General features: G+C 71.7%; 16 protein-coding genes. 11 read left to right on the top strand and 5 right to left on the bottom strand.

Annotated elements, in window-relative coordinates:
• Positions 1–151 precede the first annotated feature (151 nt).
• The 10 genes from ACFFGY_RS22600 to ACFFGY_RS22555 all read left to right on the top strand — a co-directional run bounded on the left by ACFFGY_RS22600 (position 152) and on the right by ACFFGY_RS22555 (position 10,103).
• Positions 152–520, top strand: a complete 369-nt coding sequence (locus tag ACFFGY_RS22600) for an ArsR/SmtB family transcription factor (RefSeq protein ID WP_377046802.1) — start codon at positions 152–154, stop codon at positions 518–520.
• 447 nt (positions 521–967) lie between these two features.
• Positions 968–1,945 (top strand): cytochrome c oxidase subunit II, encoded by a 978-nt coding sequence (coxB, locus tag ACFFGY_RS22595; protein WP_377046801.1) that lies wholly within the window; start codon positions 968–970, stop codon positions 1,943–1,945.
• Positions 1,946–1,966: 21 nt separating this feature from the next.
• On the top strand, positions 1,967–3,580 hold the full coding sequence (ctaD, locus tag ACFFGY_RS22590) for a cytochrome c oxidase subunit I (RefSeq protein WP_377046800.1): 1,614 nt from the start codon (positions 1,967–1,969) through the stop codon (positions 3,578–3,580).
• Positions 3,581–3,589: 9 nt separating this feature from the next.
• On the top strand, positions 3,590–4,540 hold the full coding sequence (locus tag ACFFGY_RS22585; RefSeq protein WP_377046799.1) for a heme o synthase: 951 nt from the start codon (positions 3,590–3,592) through the stop codon (positions 4,538–4,540).
• Between the two features lie 7 nt (positions 4,541–4,547).
• A complete protein-coding gene (locus ACFFGY_RS22580) occupies positions 4,548–4,679 on the top strand; it encodes a hypothetical protein (RefSeq protein WP_377046798.1) in 132 nt (43 codons plus the stop codon).
• Between the two features lie 87 nt (positions 4,680–4,766).
• Entirely contained in the window at positions 4,767–5,375 is a 609-nt protein-coding gene (locus ACFFGY_RS22575) for a cytochrome c oxidase assembly protein (protein WP_377046797.1), read from the top strand.
• A gap of 154 nt (positions 5,376–5,529) precedes the next feature.
• Entirely contained in the window at positions 5,530–6,411 is an 882-nt protein-coding gene (locus tag ACFFGY_RS22570; RefSeq protein ID WP_377046796.1) for a cytochrome c oxidase subunit 3, read from the top strand.
• A 368-nt stretch (positions 6,412–6,779) separates the two neighbouring features.
• Positions 6,780–7,544 (top strand): SURF1 family protein, encoded by a 765-nt coding sequence (locus tag ACFFGY_RS22565; protein ID WP_377046795.1) that lies wholly within the window; start codon positions 6,780–6,782, stop codon positions 7,542–7,544.
• The gene (locus ACFFGY_RS22560; protein WP_377046794.1) at positions 7,541–9,040 is read left to right on the top strand and encodes a carboxypeptidase M32; all 1,500 of its coding nucleotides are present in this window, start codon (positions 7,541–7,543) and stop codon (positions 9,038–9,040) included. Before ACFFGY_RS22565 ends, ACFFGY_RS22560 begins: the two co-directional genes overlap by 4 nt.
• 256 nt (positions 9,041–9,296) lie before the next feature.
• A complete protein-coding gene (locus ACFFGY_RS22555; protein ID WP_377046793.1) occupies positions 9,297–10,103 on the top strand; it encodes a PEP-CTERM sorting domain-containing protein in 807 nt (268 codons plus the stop codon).
• Positions 10,104–10,439: 336 nt separating this feature from the next.
• Here the strand turns inward: ACFFGY_RS22555 and ACFFGY_RS22550 are convergent, their stop codons facing one another.
• From ACFFGY_RS22550 to ACFFGY_RS22530, 5 genes are all read right to left on the bottom strand, one after another.
• Positions 10,440–11,882 (bottom strand): Hint domain-containing protein, encoded by a 1,443-nt coding sequence (locus ACFFGY_RS22550; RefSeq protein WP_377046792.1) that lies wholly within the window; start codon positions 11,880–11,882, stop codon positions 10,440–10,442.
• A 303-nt stretch (positions 11,883–12,185) separates the two neighbouring features.
• Positions 12,186–13,670 carry an MFS transporter gene (locus tag ACFFGY_RS22545; RefSeq protein WP_377046791.1) on the bottom strand — a complete coding sequence of 495 codons (1,485 nt, stop codon included), beginning with the start codon at positions 13,668–13,670 and terminating at the stop codon, positions 12,186–12,188.
• Between the two features lie 425 nt (positions 13,671–14,095).
• The gene (lpxK, locus tag ACFFGY_RS22540) at positions 14,096–15,085 is read right to left on the bottom strand and encodes a tetraacyldisaccharide 4'-kinase (protein ID WP_377046790.1); all 990 of its coding nucleotides are present in this window, start codon (positions 15,083–15,085) and stop codon (positions 14,096–14,098) included.
• Positions 15,086–15,130: 45 nt separating this feature from the next.
• The gene (locus ACFFGY_RS22535) at positions 15,131–16,468 is read right to left on the bottom strand and encodes a 3-deoxy-D-manno-octulosonic acid transferase (protein ID WP_377046789.1); all 1,338 of its coding nucleotides are present in this window, start codon (positions 16,466–16,468) and stop codon (positions 15,131–15,133) included.
• Between the two features lie 169 nt (positions 16,469–16,637).
• Positions 16,638–17,339 (bottom strand): lysophospholipid acyltransferase family protein, encoded by a 702-nt coding sequence (locus tag ACFFGY_RS22530; protein ID WP_377046788.1) that lies wholly within the window; start codon positions 17,337–17,339, stop codon positions 16,638–16,640.
• 156 nt (positions 17,340–17,495) lie between these two features.
• Between ACFFGY_RS22530 and ACFFGY_RS22525 the strand changes: the two genes are divergently transcribed.
• On the top strand, positions 17,496–17,870 hold the full coding sequence (locus ACFFGY_RS22525) for a hypothetical protein (RefSeq protein ID WP_377046787.1): 375 nt from the start codon (positions 17,496–17,498) through the stop codon (positions 17,868–17,870).
• Positions 17,871–18,094: the final 224 nt, after the last annotated feature.

Here is an 18,094-nt window from a genome sequence, read left to right as displayed (position 1 = left end):
ACCCCCCCCCCCCCCCCCGGGAAACCCCCTGGGAAATCCCCTGGCGCCCCGCGTGCCCGGCGCATCAGCCCATGCGCAGCGGCGGGATCTCGGGCGGACGCTCGCGACGGGGCGCTTGCCTTGCATGGCGGCGGAGTGGAGATTGCGACCCATGTGGAACGGGCGCGGGCGCATCGGCGAGGATCAGGTCGTGGAACTCGCCGAAACGTTTCGGCTGATGAGCGATCCCACGCGCCTGCGCATCATCCTCTCCTGCCTCGACTCGGCGGTGTCGGTGGGCGACATGGCCGACCGGCTGGGCCTGTCCGGCAGCCTGGTGTCGCACCACCTGCGCCTCCTGCGCGCGGCGCGGCTGCTGCAGGCGGAACGCCGCGGGCGCCAGGTCTTCTACGTGGTGGGCGACGCCCATGTCCGCTCCATGCTGACGGACATGAGCGACCACGTCACCGAGGAGCTCGAGGGCGAGGCGGAAGGCGAGGCCGAGGCCGCCGAGCCGGCGCGGGAAACCGGCCCCACCTGAAGGGCGTGTAATCCGGCCGGGAGCCGGGCGCGGGGCCGCCGCCGCGGGGTCACGTCCACTTCGGGGGCTGCAACACCGGCGCCGGAGCCAGCGCGGCCGAGTCGGACCCGCAATGAGCGCCGGGCGGTTCAAGGGCGGCCCAAAGGCAGCACGCGCGGTGGCCCAGGGACGACCCAAGGGTGACCCGGGTGGCGGCACCCCTGGGGCCGGTGCGCGGCAGCCGAACCGCGCGGCGCACGCAGGGCACATCTTGTGCGGTGGCGTGACGCATGTTTAACCCCGAAATGACGGGTCATCGCGGCCCGGCTATGATGACAGGGCGCCGCGACATTGGTCACACTTCCGCAGCGCACCGGCGTGGCGGAACGGAATGGGCCGGGGGCGGAGCCACGGAGGCGTGGGCCTGGTGGGCCCGTGACCTCCGGCAAAAAACATTCGGGGCGGGGCATGCGGCGGATCATCGCGACGGCACTGGCACTGACCGGCGGCGCTCTGGGGGCCGCGGCCGCTCCCTTCGCCGCGGCGCTGGCTCAAGGCGCGGGGACGCCGGGTGACGTGGCGGCGGGCTCGCCCCCGGTGGCGGGCACCGCGGCGACGCAGGGTGCCGGTTCCGCGGCGGATGCGGGGCTGACCCATGGCCCGGCCATGATCGGGGCGCCGCACAACTGGGGCCTGGGCCTGCAGGAGGCGGCGGGGCCGGTCAAGGAGGCGATCCACAACTTCAACGACCTGGTGCTGTGGATCATCATCGCCATCACGGCCTTCGTGGGCATCCTGCTGCTCTGGGTGATCTGGCGCTACAACGCCCGGCGCAACCCGGTGCCGTCCCGCACCAGCCACCATACCTATCTCGAGATCGCCTGGACGGTGCTGCCGGTGCTGATCCTGCTGGTGATCGCCATCCCCTCCTTCCGCCTCATCTACTACGAGGACCGGGCGGTGGAGCCGGACATGACGATCGCGGTGCAGGGGCGGCAGTGGTACTGGCACTACGGCTACCCGGACAACGGCAACTTCGAGTTCGACAGCTACCCCGTCGCCGAGGCCGACCTGAAGCCCGGCCAGTTGCGCAACCTCGCGGTGGACAACCCGCTGGTGGTGCCGGTGGGCGCCAAGGTGCGGGTGCTGACCACGGGCCACGACGTGATCCACTCCTTCTTCGTGCCCTCGCTGGGCGTGCAGAAGTACTCGATCCCCGGCCGGTCGATGGAAACCTGGTTCGAGGCGGACCGCGAAGGCACCTTCTACGGCCAGTGCAACCAGATCTGCGGCACCAACCACTGGTTCATGCCGATCGCGGTGCGCGTGGTGTCACGCCCCGAATTCGATGCCTGGGTGGCCGAGGCCCGGACCAGGTTCGCGCGCAACGAGGGCCCGGGCTGGCCCGAGGAACTGCGCACCACCGTTGCGGAGAACCGCCCGTAAGGGCGGCGGAGGCGGAAACCCATGGCAGGCGTCACTGACACGCATTCCGGCGCGGCCCACCCGGGCGCGCACGACCACCACGACCACAAGCCCGGCTTCGTGGCGCGCTGGCTGTTCAGCACCAACCACAAGGACATCGGCACCCTCTACCTGATCCTGGCGCTGGTGATGGCGCTGGTGGGCATCGGCATCTCGATGCTGATGCGGCTCGAACTGATGGAACCGGGGCTGCAATACTTCGCCGACGGCCAGACCTGGAACGTGGCCGTCACGGCGCACGGCGTGCTGATGGTGTTCTACGTCATCATGCCGGCGATGATCGGCGGCTTCGGCAACTGGTTCGTGCCAATCATGATCGGCGCGCCCGACATGGCCTTCCCCCGCCTGAACAACATTTCCTTCTGGCTGATGGTGCCGGCCACGATCCTGACGGTGGCCAGCCTCTTCGTGGGCGGCGCCGGCACCGGCTGGACGCTCTACCCGCCGCTCTCCGACAGCGCCTACCAGGGTTCCGCCGGCGTCGACATGGCGCTGTTCGGCCTGCACCTGGCAGGCGCCAGCTCGATCCTGGGTGCGGCCAACTTCATCACCACCATCTTCAACATGCGCGCGCCGGGCATGACCCTGCACAAGATGCCGCTCTTCGTGTGGTCGATGCTGGTGACCGCCTTCCTGCTGCTGCTGTCGCTGCCGGTGCTCGGCGGCGCCATCACCATGCTGATCACCGACCGCAACTTCGGCACCGCCTTCTTCAAGCCCGACGGCGGCGGCGACCCGGTGCTGTTCCAGCACCTGTTCTGGTTCTTCGGCCACCCCGAGGTCTACATCATGATCCTGCCGGGCTTCGGCATGGTCAGCCACGTGATCTCGACCTTCTCGCGCAAGCCGGTCTTCGGCTACCTCGGCATGGCCTACGCCATGATCGCGATCGGGGTGGTGGGCTTCGTGGTCTGGGCGCACCACATGTTCACCTCCGGCATTTCGGTGGACACCAGGGCCTACTTCATGGCCGCCACGATGATCATCGCGGTGCCGACGGGCATCAAGATCTTCTCCTGGATCGCGACGATGTGGGGCGGCTCGATCGAGTTCAAGACGCCGATGCTGTTCGCGGTCGGCTTCGTGTTCCTGTTCACGGTGGGCGGCGTCACCGGCGTGAAGCTGAGCAACGCTTCCGTCGACGTGATCCTGCACAACACCTACTACGTGATCGCCCACTTCCACTACGTGCTGAGCCTGGGCGCGGTGTTCTCCCTCTATGCAGGATTCTACTACTGGATCGGCAAGATGAGCGGGTACCAGTACCCCGAATTCTGGGGCAAGGTGCACTTCTGGATGACCTTCATCGGCGTGAACCTGACCTTCTTCCCCATGCATTTCCTGGGGGCGCAGGGCATGCCGCGGCGGTATCCGGACTATCCTGACGCCTTCGCCGGGTGGAACATGGTGGCCTCGATCGGCGCCTTTATCTCCGGCCTCTCGTTCCTGCTGTTCTTCTACGTGATTTTCCTGACCTTCCGTCAGGGCGTAAAGGTGGCGGCGAACCCCTGGGGCGAAGGGGCGACCACCCTGGAATGGCAGGTGAGCAGCCCGCCGCCCTTCCACACCTTCGACGAGCTGCCGCGCATCCAGTAAGGAATTGCGATGAGCCAGAGTGCCATCGGCGAGGAGGGGGCTGCGGCCCCCTTCAGCACATCTACCCCCGATTTCTCCGAGGTCCGGGACTGGCTCGCCCTGCTCAAGCCGCGGGTGATGACGCTGGTCGTCTTCACCGGGCTGATCGGCATGGTGGTGGCGCCCGGGCACATCAACCCGCTGCTGGGCGCGGTGGCGGTGCTGTGCATTGCGGTCGCCGCCGGGGCGGCGGGCGCCATCAACATGTGGTACGACCGAGACATCGACGCGGTGATGCGCCGCACGGTCAACCGCCCGATCCCGGCCGGCCGCATCCGGCCCGAGGAAGCGCTGAGCTTCGGCATCGTGCTGGCGCTGGGCTCGGTGGTGGTGATGGGGTTGGCCACGAACTTCGTGGCCGCCGGCTGGCTCGCGGGCTCGATCGGCTTCTACGTCTTCATCTACACCATGTGGCTGAAGCGCCGCACGCCGCAGAACATCGTGATCGGCGGCGCCGCCGGCGCCTTTCCGCCGGTGATCGGCTGGGCGGCGGTGACGGGCGGGGTGGACGTGCTGCCGCTGCTGCTCTTCGCGATCGTCTTCGCCTGGACGCCGCCGCACTTCTGGTCGCTCTCCCTTTGGGCGCACTCCGACTACGAGCGTGCCGGCGTGCCGATGCTGCCCGTGGTGGCGGGGCCGCGGGAAACGCGCCGGCAGGTGATGCTCTACACCGTGGGGCTGTTTCCGCTGGCCCTTTCGCCCTGGTTCCTGGGCCTTGCCGGGCCGATCTACGGCGCGGCGGCCCTGGTGATGGGGCTGGGCTTCCTGTGGCACGCGACACGGGTGCTGCGCGACCGGCAGGACGCGGCGGGCCGTTCCCTGACCGGCGATGCGCCCGCCAAGAAGGCCTTCCGCTTCTCGCTGCTGCACCTGGCTGTGCTCTTCGCGGCGCTGGCCGCCGACCGCCTGATCCTGGGCTGAGGCGCGCATGACCCCGGCCGAGGAAGCCGCGATGCTGCGCCGCCGGCGGGCCCGCAACTGGGCCGTCATGGCGGCGCTGCTGGGGCTGGTGGTGCTGTTCTACCTCATCGCCATCGCCCGGATGTCGCAGACGGGCTGAAGCCGCCGGCGGGCAGGGGCGCCGCCCGTCCCCTGAAACACTTCTCCGCCTTGAAACGCTTGGGAAACGGGCGCTAGCTCCCTCCGCATGACGAGCCCGCTTCGCCGCCGCAACCGTGTTCTCGGCCTCTCGATGCTGGGGGTCGCGGGGCTGATGGTGGGCGCCTCCTTCGCGGCGGTGCCGCTCTACCGGGTCTTCTGCCAGGTCACCGGCTTCAACGGCACGCCGCAGCTCGGCGGCCCGGCGGCACCCGGCGCCCCGGCCGGCGAGCGCAGCGTGACCGTGCGCTTCGCCGCCGCCACCGCGCCCAACCTGCCCTGGCGCTTCGCGCCGCAGCAGGTGTCCATGCCGCTCAAGCCCGGCGACCAGGGCATGGCCTTCTACGAGGCCGAGAACCAGGCTGCCACGCCGGTGCAGGGCATCGCGGTCTACAACGTCACGCCCGAGGTCATGGGCGCCTACTTCCACAAGACGGCCTGCTTCTGCTTCGACGCGCAAACGCTGCAGCCTGGCCAGAAGGTCGACATGCCGGTGACCTTCTGGGTCGACCCGGCGATGTTCGAGGACCCGAACACCCGCGACATCCGCAGCGTCACGCTGAGCTACACCTTCTTCCGCACGCTCGACGACGCCCAGAAGGCGGGGGTGCTGGCCAGCGCCGGCCCGCATGTCGGCCGCCTCGGCGCTGCGCCTTAAGGCCTGCGGGGGAGAACCGGCCGGAGCCCCCGTCACGCCGCCTTGTGCCCGGTCGTGCCGGCAGCGGCTTGATCGACGGGGCGTTTCGCGGGATTGATGTTGCAAAACCGGCGCCACGGCCCCCGGCCGCGGCACACGTGCAACGGGACGTTCCATGGCCAGCTTGCAGACGACCGTCACCCCCGTGGGAACGCCGCTCGGCGTGGAAATCCCCGACGCGCCGCCGCCGCACAAGCATCCCTACCAGCTGGTCGATCCCTCGCCCTGGCCGCTGACCACGGCGCTCTCGGCAGGCGTGATGCTCTACGGCATCATCGCCTTCGCGCACTACAACGTGCACTGGGTGCTGGGCCTCGGCATCCTGGGCCTCCTGGCCAGCATGTTCGTCTGGTTCCGCGACATCGTGCGCGAGTCGCGCACGCCCGGGCTGCACACCCCGATCGTGCGCCTCAGCCTGCGCTACGGCATGTCGCTGTTCATCGCCTCCGAGGTGATGTTCTTCGTGGCCTTCTTCTGGGCCTACTTCCACTTCGCGCTGTATCCCGACCACGTGGCGGGCGAGGCGGCGCCCGCGGTCTGGCCGCCGCCCGGGGTGGTCACCTTCGACGCCTTCGGCCTGCCCTTCCTCAACACCATGATCCTGCTGCTGTCGGGCTGCACGGTGACCTGGGCGCACCACGCGATGCTGGAAGGCGACCGCCGCGGCGTGCTGCAGGGCCTGGGGCTGACGGTGCTGCTGGGCCTTTCCTTCTCGTTCTTCCAGTTCTGGGAATATTCCGAGGCGCCCTTCGCCTTTACCGGCGGCGTGTATCCTTCGACCTTCTTCCTGGCCACGGGCTTCCACGGCTTCCACGTGATCGTGGGCACGATCTTCCTGGCGGTCTGCTGGTTCCGGGCGAGGGCCGGGCAGTTCACCCCCACCCGCCACTTCGGCTTCGAGGCGGCCGCCTGGTACTGGCACTTCGTGGACGTGGTGTGGCTGTTCCTGTTCGTGTGCATCTACGTCTTCGGCTCCGGCGAGGTCGCGGCCCACTGAGGCTCCGCTCCGGGGGCACCCGCTCCCCTCCCGCCGGGGGGCGGCGTGGCCTTGCCGTCCCCGCCCTGTTCCGCCCCCCTTCGCCGGACACCGCCCGGTCGCTTGGGCACACCTTCTGTCGGGGCGCCCCTGCGCAAGACCGAGAACGGGCTACTCGGACCCATGCCACCCGTGCCCATGCCATCCGTGCCCATGCCGCCCGGACCCATACCATCCGCGCCCACGCCGCCCGGACCTATGCCGGCCGGGCCGTGACCGGTGGGGCCGCGAAGGGCGGGGCGCTCCTGGCCGCTGAGCCCGCCCGCCGCTACCTTGCCGGCCCCTGCGATGCCGCCCACCCTGCGGCTCCTTTCCCGGGTTCCCCCGTCATGACCTCCGCCGCCCGCCTGCGCCCGCTGTTCCTGCCCACCCTGCTCATGCTGCCGGTGCTGGCGATCCTACTGGGCCTGGGCTCCTGGCAGGTGCGGCGGATGCACTGGAAGCACGCGATCCTGCGGCAGATCGCCGCCGCCGAGGCCGGCCCGCCGACGCCGTTGCGCGACCCGCCGGAGCCGATCACCAAGGTGACGGTGACCGGCCGCTTCCTCCATGACCGGGAAGCGATCGTCGGGCTGGAGGTGCGCGGCGCGGTGCTGGGCGGGGCGCTGGTGACGCCGCTGGAATGGGCGGGCGGGCCGCCGGTGCTGGTGAACCGCGGCTGGGTGCCGCTGGAGCCGCAGGGCCCCGTGAACCGGCCGGCGGGCGAGGTTTCGGTGACCGGCTGGGTGCGCCCGCCCGACACCACCAGCAGCTTCAGCGCCACCGACGACGTGGCGAAGCGGCGCTTCTACAGCTTCGTGCCCGGCACGATCGGCCAGGCCCTGGGCCTGCCGGCGGTCGAGCCCTACGCCGTCGTGGCGCTGGCGAACCCGGCGCCGGCGAACCGCGCCGCCGCCCCGGCACGGCCGGCGGACCGGGTGCCGGCCGAACTGCCCGCCCCGTCGGAAGCGATGCCCCGGCCCGACGACCCGCACCTGGGCTACGCCATCACCTGGTACGGCATCGCCGCCGCGCTGGTGGGCGTTTACGCCGCCTTCGTCGCGCGCCGGCTGCGTGCCCCCACACCTTCGACCTCGCGAGAGATCCCCGCATGAACGACCCCTACGGCCGCCTCAAGGCCCGCTTCAACCGCATCGGCGCGCTGGGCGAGGCCTCGGCGATCCTGGGCTGGGATGCCTCGGCAATGATGCCCGAGGGCGGCGCCGCCTCGCGCGGGGAACAGCTGGCGGTGCTGGCCGGCCTGTCGCACGAGCTGCTGACCGCGCCCGCCGTGGCCGACGACCTCGCGGCCGCCGAGTCGCAGGGCACGGCCGAGGGCGACTTCTGGGACGAGCAGAACCTCCAACTGATGCGCCGCGCCTTCCGCCGCGCCTCGGCCCTGCCGACCGAGCTGGTGGAGGCCGCGACCCGCGCCAACAGCGCCTGCGAGAAGGTGTGGCGCCATGCCCGCGCCACGAGCGACTTCGCCCTGGTCCGCCCGCTGCTGGAGGAGGTGATCCGCCTCGCGCGTGAGGAAGCGGCGGCGCTGTCGGAGGCCACCGGCCTCAGCCCCTACGACGCGCTGATGGACGGCTACCAGCGCGGCATCACCGCGGGCGACGTGGAGCCGGTCTTCGCCGCCTATGAGCACTTCCTCGCCGACGCCCTGCCGCGCGCCGAGGCGATCCAGGCCTCGAGGCCCGCCGCCCTGCCGCTGCCCGGCCCTTTCCCGGTGGAAATCCAGCGCGCCCTGTGCCGCCGCCTGTCGGAGCGCATCGGCCTCGACTACGAGCACGCCCGCCTGGATGAGAGCGCGCACCCCTTCAGCGGCGGCACGCCGGCGGATGCGCGCATCACCACCCGCTACGACGAGCGCAACGTCGGGCAGGCGCTGATGGGCGTGGCGCACGAGACCGGCCACGCCCTCTACGAGCGCGGGCTGCCGGAGGCCTGGGCGCGACAGCCGGTGGGCGAGGCCGCGGGCATGGCGGCGCATGAATCCCAGTCCCTCATCGTGGAGATGCAGGCCTGCCGCTCCGACAGCTTCCTCCGCTGGCTGGGGCCGGAGCTGCACGCCTCCTTCGGCGGCGCTGCGGAACCTTACGATGGCGCCAACCTCGCGCGGCTGTGGCGGCACGTGGAGCGGAGCTTCATCCGCGTCGAGGCGGACGAGATGACCTATCCCGCCCACGTCATCCTGCGCTTCCGGCTGGAGCGGGCGCTGATCGCGGGTGACCTCCGTGTCGCCGACCTGCCGGGCGCCTGGAACGAGGGCTTCCACCGCCTGCTCGGCATCACGCCGCCCGACGACGCGCGCGGCTGCCTGCAGGACATCCATTGGTACGACGGCGGCTTCGGCTACTTCCCGTCCTACACGCTGGGCGCCATGGCGGCGGCGCAGCTGATGGCGGCGGCGCGGCTGGCGGTGCCCGGGCTGGACGAGGCGCTGGGTCGGGGCGAGTTCACGCCGCTGATCGGATGGCTGCGCAGCGCGGTGCATTCCCACGGCGCCAGCCTCGGCTTCCAGGAGCTGCTGCGGCGCGCCACCGGCAAGCCGCTCGACCCGGAGGATTTCCAGGCGCACCTGCGCCGGCGCTACCTCGGCGGGTAGAGGCGCGCGTGGCCTGACACGGCCCTGGGGACGCGGCGCTGACGGACAACACCCCAGCGGACTCGGCCCCGTCGGAGCGGCCGCTGCCGGCCCGGACCGCCCGGGTCGAGGGGGCGGTCCTTCCCCTGCCACCCGAGCTCGCTGAGGCGTGGGACCGCGCCGGTTTCTGGTCGCCACGACGCACCGGCGCGGGAGCGTCGTGTAAGGGCGACATGACAATCCGAAACGGCGGGTTCCGGAAAATCCAATAACTCCAATGTTCTGCGATTTGGCATGGGGATTGCTGTTTTTCCCGACGAGGTTCTTTCCCCGAAAACCGGGAATTCGGGTCGGACCGGAAAATCCGCAATCGGAGTGGCCGAATACCGGCCATTCCCATGAGATCAGGATAAATGCGATGAGAAGAGCCTACCTCGTCCTCGCCGCAATTGCCGGTCTGGCCGGGATATCGGCGGGCAGGGCTCGTGCCGAAACGGTGAACCTCGATTTCAGCGGTGCGAATGTCAGTGCCTCGCTGGTGCTGACCTATGGCACGGCCGCCGATGCCAAGTACCCGCAGGCGCTGCAGATCACCGGTGTCAGCGGCACCTTCACCGACACGAATGCCGGCCTCAACATCGTCGATACTCCCGTGCTCGGGCTGGTTCCCGTCAACTTCGCCACGCCGGAAGCCGGAAACCTGCTGGCGCCGAACAGTTTCAGCCGCTTCTTCGTCGCGACGGGCCTTTCGCCAGTCAGTCACGGGGCGCTCACCTACGACAACCTGTACTGGCCCGGCGGCTCGGTGCAGACGGCCACGGATTATCCGCCGAGCGGCGGGGTGTTCGATATCTACGGGCTGATGCTCGATATCGGCGGCGGCTCGGTGGTGGATATCTGGAGCAACGGCGCCGACCCGAGCGGGGTCGCGGATTACGGCATCGCCCTCGCGACTGCGAGCACCAGCCTGGACTACAACGGCGGCGGGGTCAGCGTTGCGGTGCCGGAACCCGCCTCGCTCTCGCTCATGGGCGTCGGGCTGCTCGGCCTAGCTGCCGCGCGCCGCCGCAGGGCAGCGGCCTAGAACAGATCCCGGTCGGGTGAAGATGCTCGGGAAAACAAAAGCCTAGAGCGATTTCTGGCAGCCGGGCGATGGAAATCGCTCTGGCGCGCAGCGTGACAGGGCGCGCGCGAACGCGCGGAAGCGCCGGCAGGTTTTTCGACACTGCCGACGCGGGCCCGGGAAAGGCGCGGAGGTCGAACTCGGCCGGCCGAAGTGGATGCTGCCCGCCGGAGCCGGCGTGCTCCCTGGGTCACCCTGCACCATGACCGGCCGCCCGGAAGCGAGGGTGCCGGCCAGGCGGGCCGGCGGAGTGCGCCGGTGGAACCCCCCAGAACCTTCTGCGCCCGGACGGCGGGCTCAGACGGCCTGCCGCTGCCGATCCTCCTCCGGCATGTTCGCCGTTCCGGCCAGCCAGTAGGTCATGCCGGTGCGGAGCCGGATCGTGAGCTGGCAGCCCGCGGGAAAGAGTGTGAAGGGGCCGGTCGGCAGCCGCGCCTCGCCATCCGTCCAGCGCCAGCGATACCCGTCATTCGCTTCGGGGCCGTGGAAGCCGATGCACAACTCGTCGGCATGCGCGCCGATCACCATCTCGGCATGCGGGCCGCGCAGCACGAGCTGTTCCAGCGCGAGGCCGAGCCTGCGGTCGTCGGCATTGCCGTGGATCCAGGCCGACACCTCCGCGCGCGAGCGCAGCTGGATGTCGTGCCAGCACCCCGCCGGCAGGTTGAACACGATCACGTCGCGGTCCTGCCACGCGGGCGCGATCTCCGTCCCGTCCAGCACCAGCCTCGTGTCGGGATCGCTGGTCGAGGCGAAGCCGAGTTCCTCCGCCCGCGCGATCAGCTTCCGGCGCAGCGCGTCGAGCCCGGGGCCGCTGTCCAGCTTCGGCGCGCAGGCCCTGGCCTCCCACAGGTCCTGCGCCGACAGCGGATGGAGCGAGACCACCGGGCCACCGCTGCCGAAGGCGAAGCGGTTGCCGGTATCGAGGTAGCTTTCGGCCGGCAGGCCCTCCGCCAGCAGGATGGCGTGCTCGGGCAGTTCCACGTGGTAGTAGGTCACCGGCAGGGCCGGTTCCCGCAGGATGGTGACGCCGTTGACGAGATGGCGGATGGGCACCAGCGCGCCGTCCACGAACACGGAATGATTGGGCGACAGGCGCAGGTCGCGGTGCGGGAGGCCCTCGCCGAAGGCGTGGGCGCGGATGCGGGTCGGGCAGGCATCCTCGGGCCGCGGCATGCGCGCCGGGTCGACCCTGCGGTGGCCGATCCAGGTCACCGGCCGCAGCGCGCCGTCATGCGTCACCACGAGGTCACCCTCCCGCAGCGCCTCCACCGCCACCCCGCCCCGGCTCGTCAGGATATGGCTGCCGGCGGCGTAGCAGGGGGGCGTGAAGGTGCCGGCCTGGGCGCTGTTGTTGGGGTAAACCGTCACGGCCCCGTCACCGATCGGGGCATTGGTGAACAGGTACTGAAACAGCGCGGTGCCCTGATAAGCGTTGACGACGAAGGCATCCCCCGAATGGTAGGAGATATAACCCGTGGAATGATTTCCCGGCCAATCCGGCGCGGAAGGCTGGTGTTCCCAGATATCGACCGTGCTCGTGCTGGGCTCGGTCATGGTGACCGTGAACTGGCTGTATTGCCCGTCCGGTTGCGGCGGCAGATGATAAACGTGGAAGTTCAGCCCGTTGCCATCGGCGGGGGTGACCCGGTCATAATAATCCAGCGTCCCGAACTTATAAGCCGAGCTCTGCTCGTAACCGTAGGTCAGCGATTGGAAGTCCACGTTGCTGCCGTTCATCAAACGTGCTCCTGCGCTCCGGGCGGGACAGTCGCGCTCAGGGCAGCCGGCACCGATCGGCGCTTCGGGCTTCCGTCAGCAAACATTCACCGTCCTTTGTTCGCGGAAACGTGACATCCCCTATTAATTACGACAAGAGAATAAAAAAAGATTTTCCGGTTGCCACAGTGGGACCGATTCCGGAGGCCGGCTGCGCACGGCCGGGCGCAGGACGCCGCCCCACCGGACTGCCTCACCGGACCGCCCGCGTCGCGCCCGGAGCTTACGCGGGCGCGCGAAAGGCCAGCCCGTTCCGCCCGGACCTCAGCGGCGGGTCCGGCGCAGCAGCGACAGCACCGCGCCCAGGACGCAGAAGAACAGCAGCACCGACAGCGCCACGCGGTAGCTGCCCAGCAGCGCCGCCAGGTCTTCCGCCGTGAAGTGCCGCACCGCGCCGCTGTAGACCGCCCGCTTGGCCTCGATCGCCAGCGGGCTGGTGATGATGGCCAGCGACAGCGCCGCGCCCGACACCTGCCCGGTGTTCTGCAGCATCGAGCGGATGCCGTTGGCGATGCCGCGCCGGTTGGACGGCACGCTGATCATGATGCTGCTGGTATTGGGGGTGAGGAAGGTGCCCGACCCCAGGCCCAGCAGCAGCAGCCCGGCGCCCACCAGCGGGTAGGGGATGTCGGCGCGCAGGTTCACCAGCAGCACCGCCAGCCCCACGCCCGCAAGGCTCATGCCCGTGGCGCACAGGGTCGAGGAGGAGAAGCGCCGCAGCAGCCGGCCGGAGCACAGCGCCGCCGTCATGGTGCCCAGCGCCGCCGGCATCACCCGCCAGCCCGCCCCGAAGGCATCGTAGCCCTGCACCGCCTGCAGAAACAGTGAGCTGATCAGCACCGTGCCCGCGGTCACCAGCGGCATCAGCGTCGTGGTGACGTAGGCGAAGCCGCGGTCGCGGTCGCGAAACAGCGACAGGTCCACCAGCGGGTCGCGCCGGCGCAGCTGCGACAGCAGGAAGACCGGCGCGACCAGAACCGCCACCAGCGCGCCCAGGATCACCACCGCGCTGTCCCAGCCCTGCGAGCCGCCCATCGACAACGCCACGATGAAGCCGCCCAGCATCAGCAGCGACAGCACCGCGCCCAGCAGGTCGAAGCGTTCCTCGGTGCGGAAGCGCACGCCGCGCAGCGTCATGCCGGCCCAGACCAGCGCCACGAGGCCGATCGGCAGGTTGAACAGGAACACCGCGCGCCATCCGAACCACGTCGCCACCGCGCCGCCCACCACCGGCCCCAGAACCTGCGCGGCCGCCGCGGCCGAGGAATTCATGCCGAGCCCGATGCTCAGCGCGTGCTTGGGGAAGGCGTCGGTCAGCAGCGCGGTGGTGTTGGTGATGATCGCGGCGCCGCCGATCGCCTGCACCACGCGAAAGGCGATGAGCCAGTTGGCGGAAGGCGCGAAGCCGCAGGCGCAGCCGCCCAGCACGAAGACCGCGAGGCCCAGCAGGTAGAGCCGCCGCCTGCCGATCAGGTCGGCCAGCCGCCCGAACACCAGGATGAAGATGGTGTTCACCAGCATGTAGGACAGCAGGATCCAGCTCGCCTGGCCCGGCGTCGCGCCGAAGTGCCGCGACACCACTGGCAGCGCGACGTTGAGGGTCGAGCTGTTGATGAACACCAGCATCACGCCCAGCGTCGTGACCGAGAAGACGCGCCAGGCGTAGCGCATCTGCGCGGCCTCGGCGGCCAGGTCGAGGTCGGCGCCGTCGGCGGGCCGGGTGCCGGCGGCGGTGGTCTGGGCGGGCATCGTGATGGCGCAACACTCCCGGCGGGGCTCCGGCGCACTCCCCGCCGGCCACTGGCGGGCCTTATGGACCTCCGCCGCGAGGCGCAGAACCCATCCCGGCCGAAGCCAGATCAGCCATGCGCGCCGTTCTGCCGCCAGGGCGTGCGGTCGCGCGGCGTCGTTCCGGTGGCCTGCCTGCGAAAAGGGCGGGAACGGTTTCCATGCGTGCCCGGCCGGCGAGGCAGGGCGCGATCCTCCGCCGGCGCACGGGTGTTGTTGCGCCTTTGCTGTTGCACCCGTGCTGCCGCGCCGGTGTCCGCCGGGCGACCCCATCCGCCGTGGCCGCCCGCCACCCGGCCTGCCCCGCCGATGCGGCGGGCAGCCGGCCGGGCAGGGGGATGGTTCCTTCGCCCGTGGCGCTCAGGGCCGTTGCCCGAAACCGCGCCTCAGGCCGGAACGGGCACCCGGCCGGCCAGCGGGTCGAGCAGTATCTCGATCGAGGCCGGCTCTTCCCACTGCAGGGTGATGGTCAGCACCGTGACCCGCGCCCGGAAGGCCTGGGGCAGGCGCACGAAGTCCTTCTTGGTGGTCACGGGAATGGCGCGCAGCCGCTCCGCCTCGGCCAGCAGGTCGCGCAGGTCGCCGGCATCGAAGGGGTAGTGGTCGGCATAGGGCGCGCGGCCGGCGATCACCGCGCCGGCTTCCTGCAGGCTGGTGAAGAACTTGCGCGGGTTGCCGATGCCGCAGAAGGCGAAGACCGGCTGGCCGCGCAGCATCTTCGCCTCGGGGCCGGGGATGAGGCGCGCGCGCAGCACCGGCAGGCCCGGCGGCAGCTGCGCCACGGCACCGGTCGCGTCGTCGCCGATCAGCACCGCGGCCCGGGCGCGCGCGGCGGCACTGGCCACGGGTTCGCGCAAGGGACCGGCCGGGATCACGCGGCCGTTGCCGAAGCCGTAGGAGCCGTCGATCGTCAGCAGCGACAGGTCCTTGTCCAGCGTCGGGTTCTGCAGCCCGTCATCCAGCACGATCGCCTGGGCGCCGGCCGCGATCGCCGCCCGGGCACCGGCCGCGCGGTCGGCCGAGATCCAGGCCGGCTGCTCGGCCGCCAGCAGCAGCGCCTCGTCGCCCACGTCGCGGCTGTCGTGCTTGGCGGGATCGACGCGCAGCGGGCCCTTGAGCGCGCCGCCGTAGCCGCGCGACAGGAAGTGCACCGCCACGCCGCGATGGGCCAGCCGCTGCCCGAGGTCCAGTGCCAGGGTGGTCTTGCCGGCCCCGCCGGCGGTGACGTTGCCGCAGCAGATGACCGGCACGGGGGCGTTCCAGCCGGGCTGCCGCACGCGCCGCGCGGTGGCGCCGGCATAGAGCGCCGCCAGGGGGGACAGGAGGAAGGGCAGGACGCCACCTCCGTCCCCGCTCCAGAACTCGGGGGCACGCATCGGCCTGGCTTGTTCCTTTTCCTTATCCGCGGCGCCTGCCGCCGTTCAGCTGGCGGCGGGCAGCAGCGGCAGGATCGCCTCCGCGATCCGCTCCGCCACGCCGGCCGCGCCGCTCGCCACCCCGGCCGCGGCATCGCGCAACCGGCTGGCACAATCCGTATCGGTTAGCACGTCGCCCGCGACCTCGGCCAGCGCTTCGGCGACGGGCGCCTCTGGCGCCTGGGTCGGGAAGTGGGGAACGACGAGCTGCACCGCCCCGCCGGCCTCCAGCAGGGCGGCGGTGATGTCGCGGAAGTTGCCCATATGGGGCCCGAGGATCACCGGGCAGCCGAGGCGGGCGGGCTCCAGCGGGTTCTGCCCGCCACCGGGAGGCAGCAGCGAGCGCCCCACCAGCGCCGCCCCCGCCACGCGGTAGAACAGCCCGAGCTCGCCCAGCGTGTCGGCCAGGAACAGCCCGTCCCCCGGCGCCGGCAGAACACCGGCCGAGCGGCGCGGGGTACCGGGCAGGGCGCGCGCCAGCTCCTCGCCGCGCTCGGGATGGCGAGGGGCGATCACCGTCAGCAGCCTCGGCAGCCGTTCCCGCAGCCGGGCATGGGCCGCTGCCACGATCGCTTCCTCGCCAGGATGGGTGCTGGCGGCCAGCAGCACCGGGCGGTCGCCCAGGGCGTCGCGCAGCCGCCGCAGCGCCTCAGGGTCGGCCGGCAGGGCCTCGGCCGCGTATTTGAGGTTGCCCGCGACCACGACCGTTCCGGCGCCCAGCGCCCGGAAGCGGCGCGCATCCTCCTCGCCCTGGGTCAGCACGGCGCGAAAGGCGCCCAGTGCCTCGCGCGCCAGGCCCGGCGCCCAGCGCCAGCCGCGCGCCGAGCCTTCCGACAGCCGGGCGTTCACCAGCACCATCGGCAGGCCCGCCCGCCGCGTGGCGCGGAGCAGGTTGGGCCAGAGCTCGCTTTCCACGAAGACCCCCGCGTCCGGCCGCCAGTTCCGGAGGAAGCGCGCGGCCCAGCGCGGCACGTCCAGCGGCACGAAGCGGTGGATCACGCGCGGTCGCAGGGCCGGTGGCAGGCGCTCCAGCAGCAGCCGGGCCGAGGTGACGGTGCCGGTGGTGACCAGGAAGTGCAGGTCCGGTCGTGCCGGCAGCAGTTGTTCCAGCAGCGGCAGCAGCGACAGGCTTTCACCCACGCTGGCGGCGTGGAGCCACAGCAGCGTGCCCGGCGGGCGCGCGGCATCCTCGCCCCAGCGCTCGGGCAGCCGGCCGGGAAGCTCCTTGCCCTGGCGCAGCCGGCGGCGGAGGTGCAGCCGCCACAAGGGCGCGGTGGCGGTGGCGAGCACGGCCCAGGCGAGGCCCGCGGGCGTCAGCGAGCGCTCCTCCGCGATCGGCCCCAAGCGCGCCGCGGGCCCGCGACGGCCTGCGGGTCGGGCGACGGCGCGGCGGGGCGGCGGCACAGGGGTGCCGGGGCCGGGCGGGACGGCCGGAGGCGCGGGCGGCGCGGCACGGGCCGCGAGGCCGGTACCCCCTGTCCCGGCACTCCTTGCCCTCGGGGGAGGGGCCGCATCAGGCCGCGTCCCGCCCGCCGGCGGCCACCCAGCGGTCGGCCAGCGCGCAGGCCTCGTTCATGCCGGCGGTGATGGCGGCGAGGCCGGCCTCCACCTCGTCGCGCCGCACGGTGACGGGCGGGCAGACCACCACCACGCCGCGGCCGAAGGGCAGCGGCAGCACCATGCGGTCCCAGGAGCGCAGCACGCGGCGGCGGGTGGTGGAAGCGGCGCAGGGGATCACCGGCACCCCGGCCGTGGCGGCGATCTGCGCGACGCCGGCGGCCGCCTGCCGGCGCGGCCCGCGCGGCCCGTCGGGCGTGATGGCACCGAGGTCGCCCGCCTCGAGCAGCCGCAGCAGCGCCACCATCCCCGCGGCCCCGCCGCGCGAGGTCGAGCCGTGCACCGTGTCCAGTTGGAAGCGACCGATGATGTCGCCGATGAAGCGCCCGTCGCGGTGGCGCGACACCAGCACGTGTGCGCGCTTCGGCCGCAGCGCCGGGAAGCGCCCCCGCGCGAGGCGCCAGAGCATCGGCATCATCGGCAGGCGCTCGTGCCAGAAGGACACGATGAAGGGCTGGCCGCTCTCGGCCGTGGCGGTGATCGCGGGCACGCCGAGCCAGGTCCAGCGCGTGGTCGCGTAGACGAAGGCCAGGTAGAGGCCGATCAGGTGCGCCGCCGCGGCGAGCGTCGTGGGGTGCCGCAGCAGGGCTTTGAGCATCGGATCGCCGGGCTAGCACGGCGGCGGCCCAGGGTCACGGGGGAGGCGCATCTCCGCCCCCGCAACCCCCATCTCCGCAACCCGGGGCCGGCGATCACGCTTAAAGCCTCGCCCCGTCGGCGGGTCATGCGCCGGGGCGCCCGGAAAGGAAGGCTGATGCGTTCTCGTCCCCTGCTGCTCGCGGTGCTCCTGGCCGGGATGGCCGGCGGCACGGCCGTGGCACAACCCTATTACCCGCCGCCCGGCTACGGGCCACCGGGCTACGCGCCGCCCTATGCCCCGCCACCGCCGCCTCCGCCGGGCTACTACCCGCCGCCCCCACCACCTCCGGGGTACTACCCGCCGCCGGGCCCGGGCTACGGACCGCCGCCGCGCGTGCCGGTGGGCCTGCATTGCGACGCCCCGATCGAATCCCACTGGGGGCGGCAGCAGCTGATCTGCGACATCGCGCGGCCGCAGCCGGCCGGCAGCCGCTGCCTTTGCCCTGGTCCGACCGGCGCGCCGCCGGTGCCGGGACGCGTGGTGCGCTGACCCGGGAGGCGGAGCCGGCGTCCCGCCCGTCTCCGCCTGTCCTTTGGGTGTCCCGGGGTGATGCCTGGGCGCCGTGCGTCGTGCGACAGCGCCAGCCAAGGCGCCTGAGCGGCGGCTGACCACGGTCGCCGCGTCCCCTCCGCGGCGCTTCGCGCGGACGCCACCGACGCGTGCCTAGACGCCCCCTTGGCCGCCGCTGCAGGCCCAGGTGCCCGGCGGGCGGC

The organism is Roseomonas elaeocarpi (assembly GCF_042433915.1).
GTDB classification, from domain to species: domain Bacteria; phylum Pseudomonadota; class Alphaproteobacteria; order Acetobacterales; family Acetobacteraceae; genus Roseomonas; species Roseomonas elaeocarpi.
The sequence above is the reverse complement of the archived record's forward strand: the minus strand, read 5'-3'. Positions and strand labels throughout refer to the sequence as shown.